Below are 25,654 nucleotides of genomic sequence, written 5' to 3'. Positions count from 1 at the left end.
GATCCAGAACGGCGGCCTCATCGCCGCGTCCGGCGAGGGCACCGGCAACGAGCAGCACCTCTTCGCGCTCGACGCCGGGACCGGCGCGGTCCGCTGGACCCGCGCGTACGCCACGTCGGGAATGACCTTTCCCGGCACGGGAGACCTGGTCTTCGCCGGCACGACCGCGAACGCGTTCGAGGCCCTGTCGGCCGCCACCGGCCGGACGGTGTGGACCGGTGATCCCGGCGGCGAGAACGGCACGATCACGGTGGCGAACGGCACGGCCTACGTGGGCGGCGCCGTCCTCCACGCCCTGGACCTGGCCACCGGCCGGGAGAAGTGGCAGTACCGGCCGGCCGTGCCGGGAGGCCAGGACCGGACCTCTCTGGTGAGCGGCGGGCGCGCCTACGTTCTCGACAACCGGCGCCTGATCGCGCTCGACGCCCGCACCGGACGCCGTCTCTGGTCGGCCGGCACCCCCGCCGACGACACCGCTCCCCTGGTCGCCGCCGGCGGGCTGGTCTGCACCGGCGTGGCCGGAACCACGGGCCCGGGCCTGTACGGCTGGAACGCGGTCACCGGCGAGCCGGCGTGGAACCGCCCCATGGCCTCGCCGAACCTCACCGACCAGTGGACCCTGACCACCGGCGGCACCGTTCTGGCGGCCGTGCAGAACACCACCGTGGCCGTCTTCCGCTTCTCCCGCGCCTGAGGAATGTTCTGACGCGGAGGGAATTCCGTTCGGCATATAATCGGTCACCAAAGATCGGCAAGCGTTTTCCATCGACGCGAATCATCTTACCGATAACGCCCGAAAGTCATTTCCTCAAGACGGCCGCCGTCACGATCAGGCATTGGCCGCAGACGGCCATCCTGCGCACGACGACGGCGCCCGCACCGGCGGTGACGGGCGACACGACCCCCGGACGGACGGCCCACCGGGCCGCCGGCGTTCAGCCGACCCGCAGGAGATATCGCCTGACATTTCGCAGCTCACCGGGTTTCGGTCGCCACGCCAAGGTGGACATAAGTTAATTTTCGTTTACCGCAATAACGCGAAATTTGGTTTCTACCACCCCACACGTCAGGTGATTTAGCCCCAGCAACCGTCACAGGCATCCCGAATCGGACGTAGTGGTCTGCGTCGAGTGACGGATTTCGCGTACCGGCGGCCCCACGCACCATTCCTAAGGCGCCACGCACCGGTCCGGTGGTGGGCGCGGGGGAACCTCTCGAAAAAAGCGGGGAGAACACCAATGCCGGTCAAGCGCATCGAGTATGTCCTTGCCGAAAACGCTGGTCGGGTGAACGCGTGACCGCGGCGGGGCCCGAGACGACATGGCCCGCGCCGGCCTGCGGCACGTACGACGTGGCGATCATCGGTCTGGGGTACGTGGGTCTGCCGACCGCTCTGGCGTTCCACGCGGCGGGGGGCCGGGTGCTGGCCGTCGACGTCAGCGCGGAGCGGCTCGCGAAGGTACGGGACGGCGCGGTCGACCTGCTCGAGTCGGACCGCGCGCGGCTGGAGGCCGCCCTGAACGACGACGGCTTCGCGCTGGTGACGGATCCGTCCTACGCCTCGTGGGCGCGCGCCGTGATCATCTGCGTGCCCACGCCGGTCACCGCGCAGCTGGTGCCCGACCTGCGGGCGCTGGCGGTGGCCTGTGACGCCGCGGTGCGGCAGGCCGTACCCGGACAGGTGATCATCCTGACGTCGACCAGTTACGTCGGCTGCACGGAGGACCTGCTCGCCGCGCCGCTGGCCGCCCGCGGGCTGCGCGCCGGGCAGGACGTGTTCGTGGCGTTCAGCCCCGAGCGCATCGACCCGGGGAACGACCGGTACACCCACGAGGTCGTGCCGCGGGTCGTCGGCGGGACCACGCCCCAGTGCACGGCCGCGGCGGCGAAGGTCCTCGCGCACTGCACGCGCAACGTGCACGAGGTGTCCTCCACGGGCGCGGCGGAGCTGACCAAGCTCTTCGAGAACACCTTCCGCGCGGTGAACATCGCGCTGGCCAACGAGATGGCCGAGGTGGGCCGGACGCTGGGCCTGGACATCATGGAGGTCATCAAGGCGGCCGCGACCAAGCCGTACGGGTTCATGCCGTTCTTTCCCGGGCCGGGGGCCGGCGGGCACTGCATCCCGTGCGACCCGCACTACCTGCTCTGGCAGTTACGCGAGAAGCGGTTGCAGACCCCGGTGGTCACCGAGGCGATGGCGGCGATCGCGGGCCGCCCCCATCGGGTCGTGGAGCGGGTCCGCGAGGTGCTGTCGGACGCCGGCCTGGGCCTGGCCGGGGCGCGCGTGCTCGTGCTGGGCGTCACGTACAAGCCGGACGTGGAGGACGTGCGCGAGTCGCCGGCGCTGGAGATCATGACCAGCCTGCTGGCGGGCGGCGCCACGGTCGCCTATCACGACCCGCACGTGCCCGAGGTACGGGTCGGTGACCGGGTGCTCCACAGTGAGGATCCGGCGGCCGCGGCCACGGATCTGGTGATCGTGCACACCCGGCACCGCGCGATGGACCTGGGCTGGCTCGGCGAGGACCGGCTCGTCCTGGACACCACCTACCGGCTGTCCGGGCCGATCCGCCGGGCGGTGCTGTGACGGCCCGGCTCGCGTCCCTGGCCGCGCTGGCCGGGACGCTGCTGATCTGCGTGCTGATCGGCTGGCACGTGGGAGTGAAGGTCGCCTTCCTGCGCGGCAACATCGTCACGCCGCTGTACACGATCCTCGTCAGCAGCTACGTGCTGAGCAGGTTCGTGCTCGCCGCCTTCTACCGGGCGCCGCGCGACGCGGGGCTGACCCCGTACGTGGCGATCGTCGTCCCGGCGTTCAACGAGGGCGCGGCCGTGGCGCGCACGATCCACTCGTGCATGGCGCTGGACTACCCGGCGGACCGGATGGAGCTCGTCGTCGTCAACGACGGTTCCACCGACGACACGTGGGAGCGGATGCTCGCGGCGGCGGCCGACTACCCGCGCGGCGCGGTCCGCTGCGTCGACCTCGGGGAGAACCTCGGCAAGCGGGCCGCGATGGCGGCCGGCATCCGCGCCACCTCCGCGGAGATCCTGGTCTTCGTCGACTCGGACTCGATGCCGGCGCCCGGCGCGGTGCGCAAGCTCGTGCAGGGCTTCGCCGACCCCCGGGTCGGGGCGATCTCCGGGCTGACGTACGTGCGCAACGCGGAGACCAACACGCTGACCCGGATGCAGGCCGCGCGGTACTACGTGTCGTTCCAGCTGCTGAAGAGCGCCGAGTCGGTGCTGGGCGCGGTGACGTGCTGCTCCGGCTGCTTCGCCGCCTACCGGCGGGCGGCGGTGGCGCCGCTGCTGGACCGCTGGGAGCACCAGCGGTTCCTCGGCACGGCGTGCACGTACGGGGACGACCGGGCCCTGACCAACCGGGTCGTCAAGGCCGGCTGGATCACCCGGTACGACTCCGAGGCCGAGGCGTGGACCGACGCGCCGGACCGCTACCGCAAGTTCTTCCGGCAGCAGCTCCGCTGGAAGAAGTCGTGGAGCCGGGAGGGGCCGCTGCTGCTCTCCCACGTGTGGCGGAGCCGCACCCGCGCGCTGCCGTCGGTGGCGGTGCAGACCTGCGCGGGCCTGCTCAGCCCGATCGTCATCGCGCTGACCCTGGCCAGGACCGTGATCGGCGGGCACTCACCGCTGATCTACTTCCTCGGCCTCTACCTGGTGTCCATGGGATACGCGCTGGTCTACCGCACGCTCCGCAACGACGGGATGTGGCTCTACGCCTTCCTCGGAACCTTCTTCTACATCGCCTTCTCACCGCAGCTCCTCTGGGCGATCGCCCGCATCCGGGACGGCAAGTGGGGCACCCGGGCCGTCGACGAGGACGCCCCGCCCGCGTACCCGCGCGTGGTGGCGCCGACCGGGGCGGTGCGGGATGGCTGAGCCACGGCAGCTGGTCCGCCGGCCGTCCGCGGGCGTCCGGCTGGCCCGTACGGTCACCGGCGCGGTCTTCGTCGCCTCGCTCGCGGTGGTGGTCCTGGTGTGGATCGCGGTCAGCCGCCCGTTCGACCCGCACCAGCGCCCCCCGGTGCCCGCGGTCATCGACGCGGCGACCACACGCGCGGCGGAGGAGCTGCCGGCCTACCCCGGCACGGTCGTCGCGCTGACGTACCACGCGGTGTCCGACGACGACCACGCCGGCAGCACGCTGACCCGGCGCCTGTTCGGCCAGCACATGGCCGCGCTGGCGGCGGCGGGCTACCACACGGTCCGCCTCTCGGACGTGGAGAAGCTGATCTCGCACCAGCCGGTGCGGCTGCCCGCCAGGGCGCTGCTGCTCACCTTCGACGACGGCACGCTCACGGACTGGACGACCGTCGACCCGGTGCTGAAGAAGTACCACTTCAACGCGGTCGCGTTCCTCACCACGTCCAAGATCGTCTCGGCCGGCACCCCGTCCTACTACCTGTCCACACGGCAACTCCGGGGTCTGCGGGCGAACGGCCGCTGGGAGTTCGGCTCGCACTCCTACGCGCTGCACTCCCAGACCACGGTGCCCGGCGACCTGGCGCCGCCGATGAGCAACCGGATCCTGATCCACGGGCACGAGGAGTCGATGTCCGCCTGGCGCTCCCGGGTCGCCGCGGACCTGGCGAAGAGCCAGGGTTTCTTCCGCCAGGTGTTCGGCCGGCCGGCGAGCGCGTTCTCCTACCCGTTCGGCGACACCGGCAGCACCGGCAACACCCCGGCCATCGCCACGGCGATGCCGGGGGTGCTCAGAGACGCCGGCTTCGGCGCGGCGTTCGTCGGCGAGAACGTGCCGACCGAGCACGTGAACGCCATCTCCGCGCAGTCCGCGCGCTGGACGCTGGAGCGCATCGGCGTACGGGCCACCACGTCGGTGGCGGACCTGCTGGAGATGATCCGCGACGCCGTGCCGGTGGCCCCGCCGACCAGGCTGGCCGGACTGCCGTGGCTGGGCGACCTGGCGACCTGCCACCACGGGCCGGCGGCACTGGCCGTCAGCAGCGACACCTACGGCACCTGCCTGCTCAGCGGCGTCAACACCAGCCAGTGGGTGGACTACACGCTGGTCACCACCGTGCGCGGCATATCACGCCACGCCTCCGCCGTCATCGCGGTCCGCGACGGCGCGGGCGCCGGCCACCGGGGCCGGCTGGAGATCGTCCTCGGCGAGGGCTCGCTGGTCGTCCGCGAACAGATCGGCGACGCCTCCCGCGTCGTACTCGCCCGGACCAGGCTCGCCCCGGGCGGCGCCGTACGGGGGATCCGCATCCTCCTGCGGCACGACACCGCCGATGTCCGTGTCGGGAGCACGCGGCATCTCAAAGTCGTCTTCGACCGCCGGCTGCACGAAGGCGGCGTGAAGTTCGCCGTCGCCGCCGACGGCGGACGGCACACGCTCGTCTACGGCTCACCACATCTGATCACCGGCACCACCTGACAGGGAGACCGTTCATGTCCCCTCCGGCATCCCTTCGACTCGCGACGCTGGGCGCCCTCGCCCTGCTCGCGTTCCTGATCCCCTGCCTGCCGCGCGCGGCGCACGCGGACACGCACACCACCGTCTCGCTCACCTTCGACGACGGCATCAAGGACCAGTTCACCAACGCGCGACCGCTGCTGCAGTCGCACGGCATGCACGGCACCTTCTACATCATCAGCGGCCAGACCAACCTGAGCGGCTACATGTCGAAGGACGACATCTCCGCGCTCGCCGCCGACGGCGACGAGATCGGCGGCCACACGGTCGACCACCCGGACCTGACCACCCTGTCCTCCGACGACGTCAAGCGTGAGATCTGCAACGACCGGGTCACCCTGTTGAACTGGGGCTTCACGGCCAAGAACTTCGCCTACCCGTTCGGCTCGGCCAACACGTCGGTGGAGCAGGCCGCCGCGTACTGCGGCTACAACAGCGCCCGCACGGTCGGCGGCGTGGTCTCGCCCGGCTCGTGCGACGGCTGCGGGTACGCCGAGACGATCCCGCCCGCCGACCCGTACTACACGCAGACGCCCGACTCGATCCAGACCAGCACGAGCCTCGCGCAGATGAAGGGACTCGTCACCCAGGCCGAGCAGCACGGCGGCGGCTGGGTGCAGCTCGTCATCCACCACGTCTGCGACGGGTGCGACAACCAGTACGCGGTCTCGCCGAGCGAGCTGTCGGACTTCCTGGACTGGCTCGCGCCCCGGTCGGCCGCCGGGACGGTCGTCAAGACCGTCGACCAGGTGATCGGCGGCACCTTGAAGCCCGGCGTGAACGGGCCGCCGCTCAACCCGCCGACCAGCGGGAACCTGGTGCAGAACCCCTCGCTGGAGAGCGCCGTGGGCAGCGTGCCGCGCTGCTTCCAGTACGGCGGGTACGGCACGAACACCTTCGCCTGGACCCGGTCCACCGACGCGCACACGGGCTCGTACTCCCAGAAGCTCGCCGTGACCGCCTGGACCAGCGGTGACCGGAAACTGGTCACCACGCAGGACGCCAACACGTGCGCGCCGGTCGCCACTCCGGGCCACACCTACACGTCCTCCATCTGGTACAAGGGCAGCTGGGCGGCCGGCGTCGAGGTCAAGCTGACGCTCTACTATCGCACCACGGCGGGCACCTGGGTGTACTGGACGAGCGGCCCGGCCGTGCCGGCCACCACCACCTGGACCAGCACGCCCGCCTTCACCAGCCCACCGGCGCCCGCGGGCGCCACGGGCCTCAGCGTCGGACTGTCCCTCGCCGGCACCGGGACGATCTACACCGACGACTACAACGTCACCGACACGGCCAATCCATGACCGAGCGAAGCGAGGGAATCGAAGGCACGGCCCGGTGGTCACCCCCTCCGACGAAGGAGGTCCCATGACCGGACGAAGGACGCTGGTCGAGCTCGGGGTGGGGGTGGGCTTCCTGGCCCTCACCTCGGCGCTCGCCGTGAACGTACTGACACCACCGGCCAAGCCCGTCGAACGGGCCCGCCGGATCGTGACCAACGCGATGCTGCAGCAGGCGAGCACCGGCAACCGCTGTGCCCGCGGACGGGTCGCGCTCACCTTCGACGACGGCCCCGATATTTACACGCCGCAGATCCTCCGGGTCCTCGCCGCGTACCGGGTGCATGCCACCTTCTTCGTCATGGGCAAGAAGGCGACCGCGCGGCCCGACCTCATCCGGGCGGAGATCGGGGCCGGGCATCTCGTGGAGAACCACAGCTGGGACCACCCGCACATGGCGGACCTGGATCCGGCCCAGATCCGGTGGCAGCTCGCGGCCACCCAGCACGCGGTCACGGCCGCCGGGGCGCCCGCGCCCGAGCTGTTCCGGCCACCGTTCGGCAACACCAACGCCCAGGTCGACACGACGGCCAAGACGCTCGGGATGCGCGTCATCCGCTGGTCGATCGACACCAACGACTGGCGCGGCCGCGCGCCGGGCGACATCGCGGCCTCCGTCATCGACCAGGTGGTCCCCGGTTCGGTGGTGCTGATGCACGACGGCGTGCGTCAGTCCGCGGCCACCGTCCAGGCACTGCCCACGATCATCCGCAGTCTGCGGGCCCGTGGGTTCTGCACCGCTCTCGCCACCGGCTGATCAGGGGAACGTGAGACCAACGTGAGACCACAGAGCCATGGAGCCGACCAGCCGCCGCGGCTCCGGCTGGCGCCCGCGCCTCCCGTGTCGCCGGACCCGCCACGCCGGGGGCGGCGGCGCGTCCTGGTCACCGCCGCCGCCGCGCTCGTCCTCGCGGGCACGGCGGCCGGCGTGGCGTTCGGCCGCCCGCGGCCGGCGCTGTTCGCTCCCGACCTTTCCGGGCCGGACCGGCTGGTGACCAACGAGTACACCCACTGGAACCCGGGGGCGCGGGACGGCCACAGGTCCAAGGACTGGGACGTCACCAGCGGCTCGCTGTTCGTCCGCGACGGCGTGGCCTGGTCCGGCGGTCCCGACCGGGCCACGCCGAACGCCGCCTCCTCCAACGGGACCGGATCGAGTGTGTTCCGGATGACCACCCGCCGCCACGACTTCGGCGACGTGACGGTCTCGCTGAACCTGCGCAACCTCGGGCTGACCTCCTCCGGGCGCGCCGCCCCGTCCGAGATCGACGGAGTGCACGTCTTCCTGCGCTGGCAGAGCCCGGCCGAGCTGTACGTGGTCTCGCTCAACCGGCGCGACGACCTCGTCGTGATCAAGAAGAAACGGCCCGGCGGGACCACGAACGGCGGCACGTACGTCACGCTCGGCCAGACGCGTTACGCCGTGCCGTACGGCGCGTGGCAGCGGTTCGCCGTGCGGATCCGGACGTCCGGCGGCGACCTCGTCGCCATCAGCGTCCGGCACGGTGACCGCGAGGTGCTCTCGGCGGTGGACGACGGCGCCGAGGGCCCGGCCATCCTCGCCCGCGGCGCGGTCGGGCTGCGCGGCGACAACTGTGACTTCGAGTTCAAGGACTTCCGCGTCACCCACGCCTGAGGGAGGCCGTCGCCTCGGCCGGTGGGAGGTTGTGGTTCAGGCGGAACAGGTTCGCCGGGTCGTAGCCGGCCTTCAGCTCGGCGAGCCGCCGGTGGTCCGCCGGCTCGTACGCCTCGCGCACCTGGTCCGCGGTCCCGTCGCCGTAGATGAAGTTGAGGGAGCGGCCGCCGGCGCTCCACGGCTCCATCGCGTCGAACACCCGCCGGTGCGCGGCGCGTACGACGTCGAGGCCGGCCCCGGTCAGGGGCGACAGGACGCGCAGGATGAACCGCGCGTCCCGGTACCCGACCGCGTTCGGCACGCCGGGCGTACGGGCGAGCGCGCCGCCCAGGTGACGCAGGTCGACCACGCACGGCACCGGCGCGCCCGGACCGGCCAGCTCGTGCACGGTGCGCACGGCCCGGTCGTCGAGGTCGCGCAGCATGAGGTTGGACCCGGAGTACCCGTGCGGCTGGGCCGGGTCGTTGTAGATCGAGCCGCCCTCGGCGTACGGCAGTTCGGCGAGGGTGTCGCGCAGCGGCGTGCCGGCGGCCCGCAGCGGCGCGACGAGCCGCTCCCCCTCGGCCGCGTCGCCGAGATGGGCGATGCGCACATGCGTGATGTGCCGGCCCCGCATCGGTTCCGGCACGCCCGGCACGTCCGGGAACGGGATCATCCCCACTGAGGCGGTCATCGTCTCGGGCACCGTGGCCGTCCAGCTCCGGAAGGCCTCCAGGACGTCCACCGCATGGTCGGCGGGGAAGAACAGGCCGCCGCCGTACAGCCGGTCGACCGGCACGAGACCGACGCGCATCCCGGTCACCACGCCGAAGTTGTCCCGGCCGCCGCGCAGCGCCCAGAACAGGTCCGGCTCGCTGTCGGCGGTGACGTGCCGCAGCCGGCCGTCGGGCGTGACGACGTCGAGCGCCCGCACGTGGTCCGCGGCGTACCCGTACGCGCGGGCCAGCAGCCCGAGCCCGCCGCCGAGCGTGTAACCGACCGCGCCGGTGTGCGGCGCGCTGCCGTTCAGCGGCGCGAGCCCGTACGGGGTGGTCGCGCGCAGGACCTGGTCCCAGCGGGCGCCCGCCTCGATCCAGGCCGTACGCGCGCCGGGGTCCACCGTGACCCCGGTCATCCGGCGCGTGCCGATCAGCAGGCCGCCGTCGGCGGGGACGGACAGCCCGTGCCCGGTCGCCTGCACCGCCACCGGAAGCGCGAGGGCGGCGGCGTACGCCACGGCCGCCTGGACGTCGGCCGCTCCCGTCGCGCCGACGGCCACGGCGGGCCGGTGCCGCCAGGCGGTCTGGAAGCCGTTCCGTTCGGCGTCGTACGCCTCGTCGCCGGGCACCAGCACCGGTCCGCGCACCTGCTCCCTGAGCGCGGCGAGCATGTCGATGGATCCCTCTGGATGAGTCACCCGTCCACCGTGGCCGTCCGCGAGCCATAAGTCCAAGAGCTGGTTCGTCTGGCGGCTAGCATCATTCGTTATGGAGCTTCGGCAGCTTGAGTACTTCGTGACGGTGGTCGAGGAGGCGAACTTCACGCGTGCCGCCGAGCGGCTGCACGTGGCGCAGCCCGGCGTGAGTGCGCAGATCCGGCGGCTGGAGCGGGAGCTCGGCGAAGAACTGCTCGACCGCTCGGGCCGTACGGTCCGCCTGACGGAGGTGGGGGCCGCGGTGCTGCCGTACGCGCGGGCGGCGCTGGAGGCGGTCTCCGGTGCCCGCGACGCGGCGGCGGAGTTCACCGGGCTGGTGCGCGGGCACGTCACCATCGGCATGGTGTCCTCGGCCGCCACGCATGACGTGGACCTGCCCGGGCTGCTGGCGGAGTTCCACCGGCGTCACCCGGCGGTGGAGATCACGCTGTCCGAGGCGGGCTCGGGTCCCCTGCTCGGCGCGCTGCGCGCCGGCCGGATCGACGTGGCGTTCGCCGGCCTGGCGGCGGACCCGCCTCCGGGCGTCGACGTCCAGGTCATCACCGACGAGCCGCTCGTCGCCATCGTCGGCCGGGACGACCCGCTGGCCGGTACGGAGACGATGACGCTGCGGTCACTCGCTTCGCGGCCGCTCATGTGCCTGCCTCCCGGCACCGGCATCCGCGCCTGCGTGGACGACGCCTTCGGCGCGGCGGGGCACCGGCCGCGCTTCGTGTTCGAGGCGGGCGACCCGCGGTTCCTCGCCGCGCTGGCCGCCCGGGGGCTCGGCGTCGCCGTCCTGCCGGAGTCGATCATGGGTGGCCGGGAGGACGCGCTGCACGCGATCCGGCTACGGCCCGCGGTCCGCGGGCGCCTGGTGTTCGCGTGGCGGTCCGAGGGCCCGGTCGGCCCGGCGGCGCGGACGTTCGTGCGGCACGCCCGTACGTCGCTGGCGGCGCGCTTCCCCCTAAGGCCTGTCTCGAAGTCCCCGTCCGTAGTAGGACAGCGGGGCTTTGAGACAGGCCCTGGATGAGCCAGGGCCCGCCGGAGCGTGGTCGCGTCCGGCGGGCCCTGAGATCGGGGGTGATCAGTCGGTGATGGACAGACCCGTCTGGGGGTCGAAGAAGTGCAGGCTGCGGTTGTCGACGGCCAGCTCGATCTTCTGCCCGGCCTCGACGCGCGCCCGGGCGTTGACGCGGGCGGTCCACAGCGCCTTGTTGTCCGACAGCGGCAGTGACGCGCCCTCGTCGCCGTCGGTGGCGTCCTGCGCGAGGTCGGCGGCGTCCTTGTGCTGTACGGGCGGCGCGTCGATCGAGAAGATGACGTTGATCTCGCTGCCCAGCTCCTCGGTCAGGTCGGCCGTGGCCTGGATCCGCGCCCGGTCGTTGCTGGCGTGGGCGGAGTCCTCGAAGTCGGAGGGACGCACGCCGAGGATGATGTCCCGGTCGAAGTAGCCGTCGAGGCCCGGCCGCGCCGACAGCGTCTCCTCCGGAATCGGCAGCTTGTACCCGGCGAAGGTCACGTGCGGACCGTCGTCGCGGACCAGCTTGGCGCCCACGAAGTTCATCGCGGGCGAGCCGATGAAGCCGGCGACGAACAGGTTCACCGGGTTGTCGAACAGCCGCTGGGGCGTGTCGACCTGCTGGAGCTTGCCCTCGCGCAGCACGCAGACGCGGTCGCCCAGGGTCATGGCCTCGACCTGGTCGTGCGTGACGTACACCGTCGTGACGCCCAGGCGCTCGTGCAGCTGGCCCAGGGAGGCACGCATCGAGACGCGGAGCTTGGCGTCGAGGTTGGACAGCGGCTCGTCCATCAGGAACGCCTGCGGCTCGCGGACGATCGCCCGGCCCATCGCGACGCGCTGCCGCTGACCACCGGACAGGTTGCGGGGCTTGCGCTCCAGGAACTCGGTGAGGCCGAGGACCTCGGCGACCTCGTCCACGCGCTTGCGGATCTCCGCCTTGGGCACCTTGCGGAGCGTCAGCCCGAATCCGATGTTCTGGCGCACCGACAGGTGCGGGTACAGCGCATAGCTCTGGAACACCATCGCGACGTCGCGGTCACGCGCCGGCGTCCGGTTCATGACCCGGTCACCGATCCGGAGCTCACCGCCGGTGATCTCCTCAAGTCCGGCGACCATGCGCAGTGCCGTCGACTTGCCGCACCCGGACGGCCCGACGAGCACCATGAACTCACCGTCCTTGATCTCCAGGCTCAATGAGTCCACGGCCTTGTTGCCGGCCGGGTAGGTCTTGTCAAGGCGATCCAGCGTGATCGCAGTCATAGGGACGGTCTCCTTTCGAGCGGGCCGCGGCCGAGATACGAGTTGGGGGTGGCGGCCCAGAAGCAAGGCGGATAAATAGGGGTATCGGCGAATGACGTGCCGACTACTTTCGATCAACAGCGTTGAAACGCGTGGGCCCGGCGCCGGGCGGGACATCCCAGTGGATCTCCGCCCAGGACACCTGGCCGCCGTTCTCCGGCCCGCGGCCGGATCGGTCGGCGAGCATCTGGATGATGCCCAGCCCCCGGCCGCGTTCGTCCTCCGCGGCCGCGGGCCCCGGCTCGGCCCAGGAGGGGCTGCCCAGGTCGGCGACCTCGACTCGGGCCCATCCGGCGCGGCCCCGGATCCGGAGGGTCACCAGGGAGCCCGCCTCACCACTCGGTGTGTGGCGGATGGCGTTGGTCATGAGCTCGCTGGTGACGAGCTCGATGTCGTCGCAGCGAGGCGAGTGCTCGAGCGCCGCACGGACGAGTCCGCGCGCGACCGCCACGATGGCGGGAACGCCCGGGACCGAGATGCGCCAGTCGATGACGGCGTCCCGGCCACGAGAGTCGTCGTTGGGTGCGTCGGTGGGTTGGGTCCGGCTCATCGGGATCGATTCCTGGGCCGCCGGACGTCGACCGGCCGCCCGTACGCGGTGGTTCGCGGTCACTCGCCCTCCTTCGTCGGAGGTGACCACTGGGGCCGTGCCTTCGATTCCCTCGCTTCGCTCGGTCACGGGGCCACCTCCGTGGCTCGATCGCAGGCCCCGGAGAACCCGGAGTCCGTCCCCCCGATTCGGGCAGACCGTCGTCATGGGGGTTTTGATCATGGAACGCATCTCGACTACTCCCATGGCGGCCGCCTATACTCGATACATGCTTGTTATATATTGACGTTATCTAGTAGTCAATAGAGGATGCCGAGTTTGTGGGCATCGCAGGCGCTTGACAGACCGACCTAACATGGCTGACATGTAGGTAGGAGAAAGGGGGTGGCGCTAGGTGCGACCGCTGTTGTTGGCGCTGCTGGCCAAAGAGCCGGCTCACGGGTATGAGCTCAAGCAGGCGCTCGAGCAGACCTTCGGAGGCGCTTACCCCTCGCCGAACATCGGTCAGATCTACGTGACCCTGGGACGGCTCGAGAAGGACGGCCTGGTCCGCAGCCAGGACGTGGAGCAGACCAGCCGGCCGAACAAGAAGGTCTACGAGCTGACCCCCGCCGGCCGCGACGCCCTCGCCTCCTGGGTCGACGAGCAGAGCGACGGCCCCAAGCTGCGCGATGACTTCTTCGTGAAGCTCGCGCTGGCCCCGATGACCGGGGCCGCCGACCGGATGACGCTGATCAACCGGCAACGACGTCACCTCTTGAACCTCATGCGCGGCCTGTCCGACCTCGCGGCGACGACCGACCGGAACAACACCGTCGCGCTCCTCCTCATCGAGGGTGCCCGCCTGCACCTCCAGGCCGACCTCGAGTGGCTCGAGCGCTGCCAGGAGGAGCTCACCTGAGCCTGCCGCGTACGGCACGGCGGACGAGCCCGGCGCATTCTCTTTCGAGAGCACGCCCCCTTGACTGAATGTCACGCGAACCGTGTTTCGATTCGCGTGACATTCAGCCTGCCATTCTTATTTGACGGATCCGGCGAGGACGCCCTGCACGAAGTACCGCTGAAAGGCGAAGAAGACCACCAGCGGGACGACGAGTGAGACGAACGCGCCCGGGGCGAGGATGTCGATGTTCCCGGTGAACTGCCGCATCTGCGACTGCAGCCACTTGGTCATGGGCTGGGAACTCGTGTTGGCGAACACCAGCGAGACCAGCATGTCGTTCCAGACCCACAGGAACTGGAAGATCCCCAGCGAGGCGATCGCGGGCCCGCCGAGCGGGAAGATCACCTTGATGAAGATCGTCCATTCCTTCCCACCGTCCATCCGCGCGGCCTCCAGCAGGTCACGCGGGATCCCGGCGAAGAAGTTCCGCAGCAAGAAGATCGCGAACGGCAACCCGAACGCCACGTGGAAGGCCACGACACTCGGGATCGATCCGAAGATCCCTATCCACCCGTACAGCTTGGCGACCGGGATCAGCCCGACCTGGACCGGCACGACCAGCAGCGCCACCACGATCAGGAACAGCCAGTCCCGGCCGGGGAACTCCAGCCACGCGAACGCGTACGCCGCCAGCGAGGCGATCCCCACCACCAGCAACGTGGCCGGCACCGCGATCAACACGGTGTTCCAGAAGGAGTCCACGAAGTCCGGCTTGGCCAGAAGGTCGCCGTAGGCCTTGAAGGTCAGCTGCGAGGGCGCGGTGAACACGTGCCACCAGCCGCTGGAGTTGTCATCCTGCTGCGAACGCAGCGACGCCACGAACAACCCCAGCGTCGGCACCAGCCAGATGACGGCGACCAGGATCAGCACGACCTGGACCACACCGCCCCCGACCTTGGAGACGATGCGAGAGGCGATGCTGCGCCGGGGTGCGCCGCTGTAGTCCGAGCGGGATTCGTCGATCGCGGCCGGCGCGGCCGCGGTGTCGGTGCTCATCGGTTCTCCTGTCGAAAGCGCCGCAGGTTGAACAACATCGCGGGCACGACCAGCAAGAACAACAGGATCGCGACCGCCGAGCCGGCCCCTTGGTTGTTGCCGCCGCCAAAGGACTCGGTCCACATCCGCATCGCCAGAACACTGGCGTTCGGATCACCGCCGCCGATGATGAACACCAGGTCGAACACCTTCAGCGCGTAGATCAGCAAAGTCACGAACACCACGGTCAGGACCGGCGCCAGCAGCGGGATCGTCACCCGTCTGAACACCTGCCACTCGGTGGCGCCGTCGACCCGCGCCGCCTCCAGCGCGTCCCGTGGGATCGCCGCCAGCCCGGCCGCGATCAACACCATCGCGAACCCGGCCCACACCCACAGATACGACGCGATGATCGCCGGAGTGATCAACGTCGACCCCAGCCAGTCCACTCCCCCGTACGCCGCCGTGAAATTGTCCTTCGGCAACTTGAGGGTGTAGGCCCCGGCGGGGAGTTTCTTGATCAGGAACGATCCATCGTCCTTGGTGGTGGTCGACCCGACCACCTTCCCGGAGGCGGAGACGGCTTGGACCTTCATCCCGCCCAGGCCGGCCTCGGTGGCGTCGGGGCTGTTGAGCGTGCCCCCACCGCCCTTGGTGAAGTCGAACCACACCAGCCCCGAGATCCCACCGGCGGCGGCCTGCGGAGCCTTGGCCGGGGTGGGCTTCTTCGGAAGGTTCTCCGGCTTGACCCCGACCAGGGGGAGAAGCGCGGTCTGGCCGGCCTGCACCGGGGTTCGGGTCGTCACCGCGCCCGCCTGCGCCACATCGGGGCTCTTGTCCCCGTCGCGGACCGAGGCGCCGGGATAGCGGGAGCCGCCGTCGAAGGTGTCGTGCACGCTCGTCACCACGGCGTTCGCCACACCCATCGAGGGGTCCTGCTCGTACACCAGGCGGAAGATGACACCCGAGGCCAGGAACGAGACGGCCATCGGCATGAACACGACCATCTTGAACGCCGTCGACCAGCGGATCCGCTCGGTCAGAACAGCGAACAGCAAGCCCAGGATCGTCACGACGGTCGGGGCGACCACCACCCAGATCGCGGTGTTCCGCACCGCGGTCAACGAGTCGTGGTCGGTGAAGATGGCGGTGTAGTTGTCCAGCCCCACCATCTTCTTGCCGGTGGCGTCGAAGAGGCTGCGGATCGCGGTGTAGATGATCGGGTAGACCACCAGCGCACCCAGCAGCAACAGCGCCGGAAGCAGGAAGCCCAGCGCGAGCCAGGACGGCGGGCCGAGCCGGCCCGAGCCCTCGTCGGGGGGCGTTCCGGCCTCGCCGCCGTCTTGCGGCGAGGCCATCTCTTCGGTAATCGCGGTCATGATCCCAGCGCCTACTTGAACGCCTTGGCCGCGTCGGACTCCAGCTTGGCCTGGGCGCCCTTGATGTCACCGGGGTTCTTCACCAGGGCCCGCAGGTCCTCCCACTCGCCCTGACCCGGCGTGCCACCGAACGCGGCCGGCGTCTGGTCGGACATGTCGTACCGGGCCGAGTCGCCGGCCGCCTGCAGCTGGGAGACCAGCTGCTTGGTCAGCGCGTCCGGGTAGGCGTCCGGCTTGACGTTCTTGCTCGGGGAGATGTAGCCGCCACCCTTGGCCCACACCGTGCCGGCCTCCGGGGAGGCCAGGTACTTGATCAGCGCCATCGCGCCCTTGGAGTCCTTCATCGCCACCGCGGTGTCACCACCGAGGACGGCCGGGGTGGTGGTGCCGGCCTTGGGGAACGCGAACACCTTCGCGTCCGTGCCGACCTTCGCCGAGGTCGTGCCGATGTTCGCGGCGGCGAAGTCACCGCCGTAGACCATCGCGGCCTTGTTCTTGCCGAACGTGTCGGTGACCGAGGCGTCGAACTTCTGCTGCAGCGCGCCCGCGCTGCCGCCGGCGATCATGTTGGACTTGCCCCAGATCTGCACCAGCGCCTGCAGCGCCTTGGTCACCGAGGGGTCGGTCCACTTGATCTCGTGCTTGGTCAGCTTGTCGTACATGTCCGGGCCCGCCTGGGACAGGTACACGTTCTCGAACCAGTCCGTCAGCGTCCAGGAGTCACCCGACCCCGCCGCCAGCTCGAACGGCGTCGAGCCCGCGTCCGACAGCGTCTGCGCGGCCTTGGTGAAGGAGGCCCAGTCCGCCGGCGGCTGCACGCCCGCGTCGTCGAACGCCTTGGTGCGGTACCAGATGATCGACTTGTACGCCGCCTTCACCAGCACGCCGTAGGCCTTGCCGTCCACCGAGCCGAGCTGCTTCCAGTACGGCGTGTAATTCGCATCGATCGTCGCCGTCACATCCGCCGACAACGGCTTCAGGTCGTTCTTCTTCGCGTACTGCGCCACCAGACCCGGCTGCGGAAGAATCGCCACATCCGGCGGCTGGTGAGCCTGCAGGCGCGGCCCAAGGTAGGCATCCGTATTCTCACCGGTCGAGGCGTAATTCACCTTCGCGCCGGTCTTCTTCTCAAAGGCCGACAGCACCTTCTGGAAGTTCTGCTGCTCAACGCCCGTCCACTTGGCCGCGACCTCGATCGTCACGCCCTTCAGTTCCTGACCGCCAGCGCCGGAGCTGGACGAGTCGGAGGTCTTGTCATCACTGCCACCACACGCGGCGGTGGCGACGAGCAGGCCCGCGGTCACCGCGGTCGCCCAGAAACCTCTTGCTTGCATCTGCGTACCTTTCTGCATTCTTTCGGGCCCCCGAGTCGGCCGTTCAGGTATTCAGGGCATGCCACGAAGAACTCCTGGCGTTGCCTTTTGGGTCCCCCTGAAAAAGGCCAGGGGGTACCCCGGTGAATACCGTCGTTCTAAGAAAATCAGCGGTTGGTGATGACGCTCCCGAGGTCTCCGGCCATCTGGGAGATGGCCGCGTCGGGCGTTTGCCGGAAGGCGAGAGCCCCGCTCACGGCATTGGAGATCGCGAGACTCACCTGGTTGTAATTCGGACTCACCGGCCGTGGCTTGGCGGCGAGAATGCTCTGCTTGAGCACCGGGAGGTAGGGAAAACGTTTGATCAGCGCGGGATCGTCATAGAGCCGCGCCCATACGGGCGGGAACGACCCCTGGGTGAGGACGGCCCGCTCGTTTTCGAGACCCGTGAAGTACTTGATGAATGCGATCGCGGTCTTCTGGTGCCGCGAGTAGGCGCTGACGGCGAGGTTGGCGCCGCCGAGCGAGCTGGAGCCCGGGCCGTCCTGGCCGGGCAGGAGGGTGACGCCGAACTTCTTCCTGACCTTGCTGCCCGGACGGGTCATGAGCCCGTACGCGTAGGGCCAGTTGCGCAGGAAGAGCAGCCGCCCGTCCTGGAACTCCTTGCGGGACTCCTCTTCCTTGAAGGTGAGGGACCGCTTGGTGATCCAACCCTCCCGCAGGCCCTGCACCAGGAAGTTCAGACCCTGCCGCGCCTGCGGGGAGTTCACCGCGACCTTGGTGCCGTCGTCGGTGAGGATCGCCCCGCCGGCGGACTGCACGGCCTCGGCGAAGTTGACGGTCAGCCCCTCGTAGGGGAAGAACTGGCCGGCGTAGCCCTCGAGTCCGTACTTGGGTGCGAGGGTCATGGCGAGCTGGCGGAGCTGAGCCCAGGTCCTGGGCGGCTTTTTGCCAGCTTTATCCAGAATGTCCTTTCGGTAGTACAGCAGGCCGGCGTTGCTGGTGTAGGGAACGCCGTACAGTTTCCCGCCGTACACCGCGGTGTCCACGACCGGCTTGAGGAACTGGTCCAGAGGGAACTGCCGCCGGTCGAGCGGGATGATCCATCCCGCGTCGGCGAACTCCGCCGTCGACACGATGTCGAGGTTGAGCACGTCATACCGGTCACTCTTCGCCTGAAGGTTGGTGACCATCTGGGCGTGCTGATCGTCGGCGGCGTCCGGAAGAGTGAGCAGGGTGACTTTCTCGGACGGATGCACCGCGTTCCATTTGTCGACCAATGGCCGCATGTAACCCGTAAAATCCGGGCCGGTGGCGAGCGTGATCGGACCACTGGTCGCCACCGTCGAGCCATCACTCGCCGCGTGGGACGGACTCGACATGCCGCAGCCCGCGACGAGAACCATCGCAAGGAGACCGCCTGCCAACGACCGCACCATCGTCAACCTCTCTGTGACCCCTCACTGGGGTACATGCATGTTATGCACACCCGTAATCCAGGTGTCAACGACAAGTTTCAAGTTCGTTACCTATGTCCAGGCATCACCATGACCCCTAACATGCCTGACATGCAGGGTTTCTGAGGAGGTGGTCGGGGGTGCGATCGGTGTCGTCGGCCCTGCCGGCCAAGGAGACCGCTCACGAATATGAGCTCGACCAGGAGTTCCTCTCCAAGCTCGCCCTCGTCCCGCTGACCGGAGCCGCCGACCGTATGACCCTTATCAACCGGCAGCGCCGCCACTGCCACAATCCGCGCGGCCTGTCCGACCCCGGCCACCCAGGACAACGTGGCAGTCTCGTCGCGTCCCTGCTCGTCGCGGGCGCCCGGCCGCATCTCCAGGCGGACCTCGAATGGCTCGACCGCCGCCAGGAGGCGCTGACATGAGCCCTGCCGAGAAACCGGAGCCGGACGCCGCGATGATCCGGACCAAGGACCTGGTGAAGGTCCACCATTCCGACGGCACCGACGTACACGCGATCCGGGGCATCGACCTCCGCGTGCGTCCCGGGGAGTTCGTCGCCGTGATGGGGCCCTCGGGCTCGGGGAAGTCGACTGTGCTGCACCTGCTCGCCGGGCTGGTCCCCGCGACCAGCGGCGAGATCTGGGTGCGCGGCAACCGCCTGAGCGACCTCAGCGAGGCCGACCGGGCGGTGCTGCGCCGCCGCCACATCGGCGTGGTGTTCCAGTTCTTCAACCTGATCTCGAACATGTCCGTCGCCGACAACGTCGAGCTGCCCGCCCTGCTGGCCGGGGCCAACCCCAAACAGGCGCGTGAGCGCCGGGAGTACCTCCTGGAGGAGCTGGGGCTCAGCGACCGTGCCGACGCCTCGCCGGCGCGGCTGTCCGGCGGCCAGCAGCAGCGCGTCGCCCTGGCGCGGGCCCTGTCCAACGAGCCCAGCCTGCTGCTCGCCGACGAGCCCACCGGCAACCTCGACAGCACCAACACGCGCGACGTCGTACGACTGCTGGAACAGGTGCACGACCAAGGCCAGACCATCCTGCTCGTCACGCACGACGCGCGAGTGGCGAGCTCCGCCGATCGGGTGATATCCCTGTTCGACGGCATGATCGTCGACGATGCCGACGTACGGCCCCCGACCGACAGTAAGAACGCCATCGGCTCGATCCTGGACCTCTGACACAGTGCACGCCACCATCCGCTGGATACGCGCCGACCTGCGCACCCGTCCCGGCCAGGCCGTGCTGTCCGTGAGCGTCGTGGCCGGCGTCGTCACGGCGCTGATCCTCGCGACCACGATGCTCGCGGGCGCGATGGACCCGTGGAAGAGCGTGTTCGCGCGCTCGAACGGCGCGCACGTGTGGATCCACGCACGCGCCGGCACCGACCTCTCCTCACTGCCGGACATGAGCGGCGTCACCGGGGTCTCCGGGCCGTTCCAGACCGCGGTCGCGACGGCGGTGCGCGAAGGGCAGCGGGCACCGCTCGAGCTGCGGGCGATGGGCAGTGCACTGCCACAGGTCGGCCGGCCGGTGGTCGCCAAGGGCCGCTGGCTCGACCCGTCCCGGCCCGACGGCGTCGTCCTGGAGCGCACGCTCGCCCGGACCCTGCGCGCCGAGGTCGGTGACAGCCTCAGTGTCCGCGGCCTCGACGGACGTCGGCACGACCTGCCGGTGATCGGCATCGCGGACGCGTCCGACCAGGGCCCCTACCCCTCGGTGACCCCCGGCATCGCCTGGACGCTGCCGGGGGTGCTGAACAGCGTCGAGCCGGGTACCGCCAGCACCGAACTGCTGGTCGGGCTGAAGCTGTCCGACCCGAGCGCGAGCGCCTTCTTCGTCCAGCACGTGGTCACCGTCCTCGGCGGCGACCACGTGGACCGGGTCTCGACGTGGCAGCAGGTGCGCGCGTCGATGGAGACGGACAGCCGCCTGCTCGGCCTGCTGATGGGCATGTTCGGCGTCGTCGCGCTGATCGCCGCCGCACTCGCCATCGGCAACGCCACGGGCGGGCGCATCCTCTCCCTCCTCCAGGACATCGCCCTGCTCAAGGCCCTGGGGTTCACCCCGGCGCAGATCCGGCGGATGCTGCTGCTGGAACAGACCTGCCTGGGGCTCGCCGGAGTGGTGGCCGGCAGCGTGCTCGGCTCGATACTGACCGCCTCCTCGCTGTCCCAGCGCCTGTTCGGCTCGGTCACCGGCGTGGCCACGGCGCCCCTGTCGTTCGGCCGCCTGGCACTGATCGCGATCGCCACTCTCCTGGCCGTGGTGGTGGCCACGCTGCTGCCCGCCTGGCGGGGCAGCCGGGTCTCCCCCACCAGCACGGTCACCGCGGAGCCGCCGAGCGGCCGGCTGTCCCGGTTCGCACGCGTCGCCCTGCTCGTACGCCTGCCTCCGGCGCTGGTCCTCGGCGCCCGCGACGCGTTCACCCGCCGGATGCGGGCCGCCATGACGATCGGCGGCCTGGCCATCCCGATGGTGATGGTGACGATCGCACTCGGCTGCTGGTCGACGCTCGACAACTTCGAGAACCACCCCGAGCAGATCGGCCTGGCCGGCGCGCTGGTCGCCCACCCCGTCGGCCTGGTCCCGTACGAGGCCAGCGCGGTCATCGCCGCCGACCAGGACGTGACCGCGGTCTACCCCGAGGTGCAGATGGACGCGCTGCTGCCCGGGCAGACCCGGACCATCCAGGCGCGGGCCCTCGGCACGTCCAAGCAGCCCTACCCGTTCCCGGTACGGGAAGGGCGGATGTACGCCAAACCGGGCGAGGCGGTCGCGGGCCAGGGACTGCTCGACCTCCTGCACGTCCACGTCGGCGACCGCGTACGGCTCACCATCGGCGGCGCCCCCGTCATCGTGCACATCGTCGGGCGCACGATCGAGCCGTCGCTGAGCGGCGAGGTGCTGTCGTTCGGCATGGACACGCTGGACCAGGCGGTGCGCACGACCCCGTCGCCGTCGTACCGGATCGTCCTGCGGCAGGGCGCCTCAGTGGACACCGCACGCCGGCGGCTGCTGCGCGAGTCGGAGGACCGGCTCGACATCCAGGCCGCCCAGAACCCGGCCCAGCGCCTCTTCGTCGTCCGGGTCGTGGTGTTCGGGCTCGTCATCGTGCTCGCGTTGATCTGCGTGGCGAACCTGCTCACCGCGGCCTCGGTGGGGCTGCGCGACCACATGCGTGACATCGTCGTGCTGCGCGCCATGGGCCTGACGCCGCGGCAGGTGACCACGACGCTGGTGTCCGGAACGAGCGTGCTGGCCCTGATCGCGGTGATCGCCGGCATCGGCGGCGGCCTCGTGATGTCGACTCGCCTCATCGACCTGCAGGGCCGTACGAGCGGGATCGGTGCGGGGATCGGACGGGCGCCGACCGTGCTGGAACTGGCCGTGGCAGCCGTCGTCGCCCTCGCGCTCGCCGCCCTCATGGCCTTCATGCTGGCCCGCAAGGCGACGAGCATCGACGTACGCGAGGTGTCACGCTTCTAGCGTCAGATGTCGGCGTAGAGCGCGGTGAAGGTGTCCAGGCTCTCCTGGTAGAAGGCGATGTCGTCGTTGAGCCGGGACCGGGTGAACCGGTCCGGCTCGCGCTCGTGCGCCGCCCGGCCCATCTCGGTCCAGAACGCCGCGGGCGGTACCTCGTCGACTCCCGGCGGCATGAACTTCAGCACCTCGGCCGCCGCGTCACGGGCGTACTCCCACCCCTTGACCACGCTCTCGTACCGGTCACGGCCGGTCGGGTCCTCGGCGAACCGCAGGTCCTCGTCCACCACGCGCCGCGCGTAGCCCGCGCTGACGATCTGCCACTGCCCCGGATCGAGCACCTCGGAGATGCCGACCCCGAAACGCGCTCCCTCCTCGCGAGCCTCGGCCTCGCTCGCGTACGGGACGTGGAGCTCGATGGGCTCGCCGGCCCCGGCGTCCGGAGGGCCGTCGAACCGCAGCGTCCAGGAGTCCTCCCCCTCGGTCAGCGTGGTCCACCGCTCATGGTCGCGGGCGACCTCCTCGGACGCGGTGCCGCCGGCCAGCGTCAGGTTGATGAAGAGGTGGGCCTCCACCAGGGTTCGGGCGTGCAGGTCGGGCACGCGATCACTCCTTCGTCCCGGGATTACGCGGACCGGTATTCCGCCGCAAGGTCACGATATGTGTCTCGGACGATCACTAGGCGTTCGCGGTGGAACCGGCCCGGCTCCTCGGCGCGCATCCGCTCCCCGCGCGCGGACCAGAACGCCTCGTCGGGCGCCTCCTCCCGGCCGTCGGGGATGAACTTCACGACCTCATCGACCGCCGCGCGTGCGATCGCCAGCGCCCGGAGCGCGGCGTCGGGGTCGTCTCGCGGCACGTTCCCCGCCGTCATGTCGGCCACCCACAGCCACTCTCCCGCGTCCAGGAGCTGCGACGGCTCCGGGCCGCCGAAGGTGGGGAACCCCTCCGGCATCACCTCGCGCTCCGGAAGGGCGAACGCGAATTCGCGTTCGGCGCCGCAGGCCGAGCACGTGCCCGCGTAGACGGTGCCCAGCCCCGGGCCGATGGCGACCACGCCGCTCTCCCACGCGGTCTCCACCGAACCGCATTCGCAGGGATGCAGGTCAAGGTAGAGATGGGCCTCGTCCCGGGTGCGTGCCACCGGAAACTCCATGAGCGAAATCCCCCCGTCGTCGCCCTCGCCCCGTGAGTCCGTTCGGCACTTCGGACCTGTCCGACCGGGCGAAACCGAGGTTAATGTGTCCGCCATGGGGTCGGCCAGCGCGTTCGATGAGCATCTCGCGGAGGCCCATGCGGCCGGCGACCTCGCCCGGTGTCTCGGGCTGCTGCGGCTGGCCGACTTCGCGCTGCCGCTCAGCGACGCCGCGGCGAGCGGCGCGGAGCCCGCGACGTGGCCCACTCTGACCTTCGGTGAGCGCACCTGGCTGATGGCCTACACCTCGGCCGACGGGCTGGCCACGGCGATGGAACGTTCCGATCAACGGTTCCGCGTCGTGTCGCTGGCCGAGCTCTGTGCCGGCTGGCCCGACGCGAGCTGGGGGCTGGCCGTCAACCCCGGCCTGGAGGTCTCCTTCCTCCTCGAGCCGGGCACGGTCGCCCGGCTGGGTGTGCCCACGTTGGCCCAGGACCAGGCCGCGGAGCCGGAGTCCGGTCCGGCGATCGTGCAGAAGCTGCTGCACCCGGACGAGATCCATGCCCTGCTGGCCGCCGAGGACCCGACCGTGTCGGGCTACTGCCACCACGCGCTCGACGTCGCGCACATCGCCACGCCGACGGTGCTGGCCGAGGCCCTGACGCGCTCCGACGTGATCAGTGCCGCCGGCTCGGTGAACATCCTGCGCTGGCCGGCGCTCGGACCCGCCCTCTACCGGACGCCGTACGGCGGAGTCGACGAGGAGAGCCGGGCCGCGGTCGAGGGCTGGGTGATCGAGGAGCCGCCGTTCATCGGCATGGGCCTCGTGCCCAACGTCGACCAGACGATCCGGGAGTACAAGATCGACGGCGTCGGGCTGCCGCACGGGTCGGAGATCGTCGAGCTGGCCGCCGACGGCGTGGAGCGACGCCGCGCGGTCTACGACGGAGATCTCGGCCGATGGCTCTTCATCGAGGAAGCGACCGAGGAGGCCGGATGACGTACCGGGCTCGATGGCACGACGCCGATTACGACGCGAGCCCCGAGCTGCGCTCCGGCCGGCTGTGGATGCGCCTGCGGAGCGCCGAGCCGGCCCCGGGGTTCGAGGAGGTCCGGCCGAGCCGGTACGTCCGGGCGGTGCCGGCCGATGAGTGCGCGATGGCCTGTTCCGTCGCGGTCGTGTGCCGCTGGCGCGGCGCGCCGTTCCGGGTGCACGACCAGCGAGAGGGCGAGTTGCTGCTGGAGTACACCGGCGGCCGGGTGACCGTCGCCCAGAGCCTCGGCCTCGACCGCGTCGAACGCGGGGTGTATCGGCGGTGGGTCGCCCGGGACGAGGTGAGCGACCTGGCGGAACACGTGACACTTCTCGACGAGGAAGCCCGCGGCGTGTAACACGTATATCTCAGACCCTTACGGCAACGCATCCGGGTCTGTTACATTCCTATGAACTCTGCACGTCGCGTTCGTGTCGCTCGATCGGCACACTTTGATGGGTGGTGGCGAGCCGTTGTCCGAAGAGATGGAAACGGCCGGCTTGCGGATCTACGCCGACGAGTTGCGCGACGCCTTCATGCGCATGAACGCCGAAGCGCTCGATCTGCACGCTCAGGGACGCGCCATCCAGGTGACTGAGAAGTCAAGCGATGGTTTGGTGGCCGCGACGGTCGGCGCGCGTGGCGAGCTCATAAGTCTCGACATCGACCCTCGGATCTTCCGGCGGCCGGATTCCCGGGAGCTCGCCGACGCCATTGTCAAGGCCGTCAATCAGGCGGCGAGCAAGGCTCAGGAGAAGGTCGTGGAGATCTTCGAGCCGCTCATTCCCGCCGATCAGATGCGGGCGCACCTCGCCGGCGACGTGGAGAGTGTGCTGGAGCAGATGGTCCAGCAGATACGCGGGGAGAGGTGACTGCAGTGACAGAGCTTCAGGGCGTGCAGATAGACAACACCACGGTGGGACGCGGCCTGTCCGCGTGGGACACGATGTCCTCCGAGCTGCAGAGCATGTGGAGCAAGGCCGTGGACAGAGTCCGCGCACTCAACGAGGAAGCGCCCTGGGGGGACGGCACGGAGGGCGCGTCCTTCTGGTCGGCCTATGCGGCCAATGGCGGACCCGAAATGCTCTGCGCCGAGGGCACCCGGCTTGTCAACGAAATCGTCAACGTCGGCCCGACCCTGCGCACGTCGGTCCAGAACATCACCTCGACAGACCACTCACTGACCCAGACGATCAACAACAACATGTCGGTGTGACGCTTTAC

25 protein-coding genes are annotated in these 25,654 nt (G+C 70.0%); 16 read left to right on the top strand and 9 right to left on the bottom strand.

Annotated features, from left to right (window positions below; all coding sequences use genetic code 11):
• The first annotated feature begins 1 nt into the window (after position 1).
• The 7 genes from ACQEV1_RS09990 to ACQEV1_RS09960 all read left to right on the top strand — a co-directional run bounded on the left by ACQEV1_RS09990 (position 2) and on the right by ACQEV1_RS09960 (position 8,443).
• Complete coding sequence (locus ACQEV1_RS09990) at positions 2-694, top strand: PQQ-binding-like beta-propeller repeat protein (protein ID WP_433405868.1); 693 nt, start codon at positions 2-4, stop codon at positions 692-694.
• Positions 695-1,294: 600 nt separating this feature from the next.
• Entirely contained in the window at positions 1,295-2,590 is a 1,296-nt protein-coding gene (locus tag ACQEV1_RS09985; protein ID WP_285620699.1) for a nucleotide sugar dehydrogenase, read from the top strand.
• Complete coding sequence (locus ACQEV1_RS09980) at positions 2,587-3,903, top strand: glycosyltransferase (protein WP_433393226.1); 1,317 nt, start codon at positions 2,587-2,589, stop codon at positions 3,901-3,903. The genes ACQEV1_RS09985 and ACQEV1_RS09980 overlap by 4 nt, the downstream gene beginning before the upstream one ends.
• Positions 3,896-5,425 carry a polysaccharide deacetylase family protein gene (locus tag ACQEV1_RS09975; RefSeq protein WP_433393224.1) on the top strand — a complete coding sequence of 510 codons (1,530 nt, stop codon included), beginning with the start codon at positions 3,896-3,898 and terminating at the stop codon, positions 5,423-5,425. Before ACQEV1_RS09980 ends, ACQEV1_RS09975 begins: the two co-directional genes overlap by 8 nt.
• Before the next feature lie 14 nt (positions 5,426-5,439).
• Complete coding sequence (locus tag ACQEV1_RS09970) at positions 5,440-6,771, top strand: polysaccharide deacetylase family protein (protein WP_433393222.1); 1,332 nt, start codon at positions 5,440-5,442, stop codon at positions 6,769-6,771.
• 64 nt (positions 6,772-6,835) lie between these two features.
• Positions 6,836-7,564, top strand: a complete 729-nt coding sequence (locus ACQEV1_RS09965; protein WP_285620708.1) for a polysaccharide deacetylase family protein — start codon at positions 6,836-6,838, stop codon at positions 7,562-7,564.
• 21 nt (positions 7,565-7,585) lie between these two features.
• Positions 7,586-8,443, top strand: coding sequence for a hypothetical protein (locus ACQEV1_RS09960; protein ID WP_433393220.1), 858 nt, complete (start codon positions 7,586-7,588; stop codon positions 8,441-8,443).
• Here the strand turns inward: ACQEV1_RS09960 and ACQEV1_RS09955 are convergent.
• Positions 8,430-9,839: an FAD-binding oxidoreductase gene (locus ACQEV1_RS09955; RefSeq protein ID WP_433393218.1), complete on the bottom strand. Its 1,410-nt coding sequence runs from the start codon at positions 9,837-9,839 to the stop codon at positions 8,430-8,432. The genes ACQEV1_RS09960 and ACQEV1_RS09955 overlap by 14 nt on opposite strands.
• 70 nt (positions 9,840-9,909) lie before the next feature.
• Between ACQEV1_RS09955 and ACQEV1_RS09950 the strand changes: the two genes are divergently transcribed.
• Positions 9,910-10,869 carry a LysR substrate-binding domain-containing protein gene (locus ACQEV1_RS09950; RefSeq protein ID WP_433393216.1) on the top strand — a complete coding sequence of 320 codons (960 nt, stop codon included), beginning with the start codon at positions 9,910-9,912 and terminating at the stop codon, positions 10,867-10,869.
• A gap of 54 nt (positions 10,870-10,923) precedes the next feature.
• Here the strand turns inward: ACQEV1_RS09950 and ACQEV1_RS09945 are convergent, their stop codons facing one another.
• Positions 10,924-12,120: an ABC transporter ATP-binding protein gene (locus tag ACQEV1_RS09945; RefSeq protein WP_285620715.1), complete on the bottom strand. Its 1,197-nt coding sequence runs from the start codon at positions 12,118-12,120 to the stop codon at positions 10,924-10,926.
• A 103-nt stretch (positions 12,121-12,223) separates the two neighbouring features.
• Positions 12,224-12,772, bottom strand: coding sequence for an ATP-binding protein (locus ACQEV1_RS09940; protein WP_285568273.1), 549 nt, complete (start codon positions 12,770-12,772; stop codon positions 12,224-12,226).
• 331 nt (positions 12,773-13,103) lie between these two features.
• On the opposite strand from ACQEV1_RS09940, the gene ACQEV1_RS09935 reads away from it, so the two are divergent.
• Positions 13,104-13,610: a PadR family transcriptional regulator gene (locus ACQEV1_RS09935; RefSeq protein WP_285568272.1), complete on the top strand. Its 507-nt coding sequence runs from the start codon at positions 13,104-13,106 to the stop codon at positions 13,608-13,610.
• A gap of 117 nt (positions 13,611-13,727) precedes the next feature.
• Here ACQEV1_RS09935 and ACQEV1_RS09930 read toward each other — a convergent pair whose 3' ends face one another.
• From ACQEV1_RS09930 to ACQEV1_RS09915, 4 genes are all read right to left on the bottom strand, one after another.
• On the bottom strand, positions 13,728-14,648 hold the full coding sequence (locus ACQEV1_RS09930; RefSeq protein ID WP_285568271.1) for a carbohydrate ABC transporter permease: 921 nt from the start codon (positions 14,646-14,648) through the stop codon (positions 13,728-13,730).
• A complete protein-coding gene (locus ACQEV1_RS09925) occupies positions 14,645-16,006 on the bottom strand; it encodes an ABC transporter permease (RefSeq protein ID WP_432705566.1) in 1,362 nt (453 codons plus the stop codon). The genes ACQEV1_RS09930 and ACQEV1_RS09925 overlap by 4 nt, the downstream gene beginning before the upstream one ends.
• A gap of 11 nt (positions 16,007-16,017) precedes the next feature.
• Positions 16,018-17,340 (bottom strand): ABC transporter substrate-binding protein, encoded by a 1,323-nt coding sequence (locus tag ACQEV1_RS09920; RefSeq protein ID WP_285620717.1) that lies wholly within the window; start codon positions 17,338-17,340, stop codon positions 16,018-16,020.
• Between the two features lie 146 nt (positions 17,341-17,486).
• Positions 17,487-18,758 (bottom strand): ABC transporter substrate-binding protein, encoded by a 1,272-nt coding sequence (locus tag ACQEV1_RS09915; protein ID WP_285620718.1) that lies wholly within the window; start codon positions 18,756-18,758, stop codon positions 17,487-17,489.
• Between the two features lie 158 nt (positions 18,759-18,916).
• On the opposite strand from ACQEV1_RS09915, the gene ACQEV1_RS09910 reads away from it, so the two are divergent.
• The 3 genes from ACQEV1_RS09910 to ACQEV1_RS09900 are packed head-to-tail and all read left to right on the top strand — an operon-like array spanning position 18,917 to position 22,267.
• A complete protein-coding gene (locus tag ACQEV1_RS09910; RefSeq protein WP_285620720.1) occupies positions 18,917-19,204 on the top strand; it encodes a hypothetical protein in 288 nt (95 codons plus the stop codon).
• Positions 19,201-19,959, top strand: coding sequence for an ABC transporter ATP-binding protein (locus ACQEV1_RS09905; RefSeq protein ID WP_285568264.1), 759 nt, complete (start codon positions 19,201-19,203; stop codon positions 19,957-19,959). The genes ACQEV1_RS09910 and ACQEV1_RS09905 overlap by 4 nt, the downstream gene beginning before the upstream one ends.
• A gap of 4 nt (positions 19,960-19,963) precedes the next feature.
• Positions 19,964-22,267 carry an FtsX-like permease family protein gene (locus ACQEV1_RS09900; protein WP_433393210.1) on the top strand — a complete coding sequence of 768 codons (2,304 nt, stop codon included), beginning with the start codon at positions 19,964-19,966 and terminating at the stop codon, positions 22,265-22,267.
• 2 nt (positions 22,268-22,269) lie between these two features.
• Here the strand turns inward: ACQEV1_RS09900 and ACQEV1_RS09895 are convergent, their stop codons facing one another.
• Entirely contained in the window at positions 22,270-22,863 is a 594-nt protein-coding gene (locus tag ACQEV1_RS09895; RefSeq protein ID WP_433393208.1) for a hypothetical protein, read from the bottom strand.
• A gap of 23 nt (positions 22,864-22,886) precedes the next feature.
• Positions 22,887-23,405, bottom strand: a complete 519-nt coding sequence (locus tag ACQEV1_RS09890; RefSeq protein ID WP_285620728.1) for a hypothetical protein — start codon at positions 23,403-23,405, stop codon at positions 22,887-22,889.
• A gap of 106 nt (positions 23,406-23,511) precedes the next feature.
• Between ACQEV1_RS09890 and ACQEV1_RS09885 the strand changes: the two genes are divergently transcribed.
• The 4 genes from ACQEV1_RS09885 to ACQEV1_RS09870 all read left to right on the top strand — a co-directional run bounded on the left by ACQEV1_RS09885 (position 23,512) and on the right by ACQEV1_RS09870 (position 25,646).
• Positions 23,512-24,396 carry an SseB family protein gene (locus ACQEV1_RS09885; RefSeq protein ID WP_433393206.1) on the top strand — a complete coding sequence of 295 codons (885 nt, stop codon included), beginning with the start codon at positions 23,512-23,514 and terminating at the stop codon, positions 24,394-24,396.
• Positions 24,393-24,788: a hypothetical protein gene (locus tag ACQEV1_RS09880; RefSeq protein ID WP_433393204.1), complete on the top strand. Its 396-nt coding sequence runs from the start codon at positions 24,393-24,395 to the stop codon at positions 24,786-24,788. Before ACQEV1_RS09885 ends, ACQEV1_RS09880 begins: the two co-directional genes overlap by 4 nt.
• Before the next feature lie 73 nt (positions 24,789-24,861).
• Positions 24,862-25,302 (top strand): YbaB/EbfC family nucleoid-associated protein, encoded by a 441-nt coding sequence (locus ACQEV1_RS09875; RefSeq protein ID WP_285568251.1) that lies wholly within the window; start codon positions 24,862-24,864, stop codon positions 25,300-25,302.
• 5 nt (positions 25,303-25,307) lie between these two features.
• The gene (locus tag ACQEV1_RS09870) at positions 25,308-25,646 is read left to right on the top strand and encodes a hypothetical protein (protein ID WP_285568249.1); all 339 of its coding nucleotides are present in this window, start codon (positions 25,308-25,310) and stop codon (positions 25,644-25,646) included.
• Positions 25,647-25,654 lie beyond the last annotated feature (8 nt).

It is taken from the genome of Actinoallomurus sp. CA-142502 (assembly GCF_050936355.1).
Lineage (GTDB): Bacteria > Actinomycetota > Actinomycetes > Streptosporangiales > Streptosporangiaceae > Actinoallomurus > Actinoallomurus iriomotensis.
This window is presented reverse-complemented; position numbering and strand designations above follow the sequence as displayed.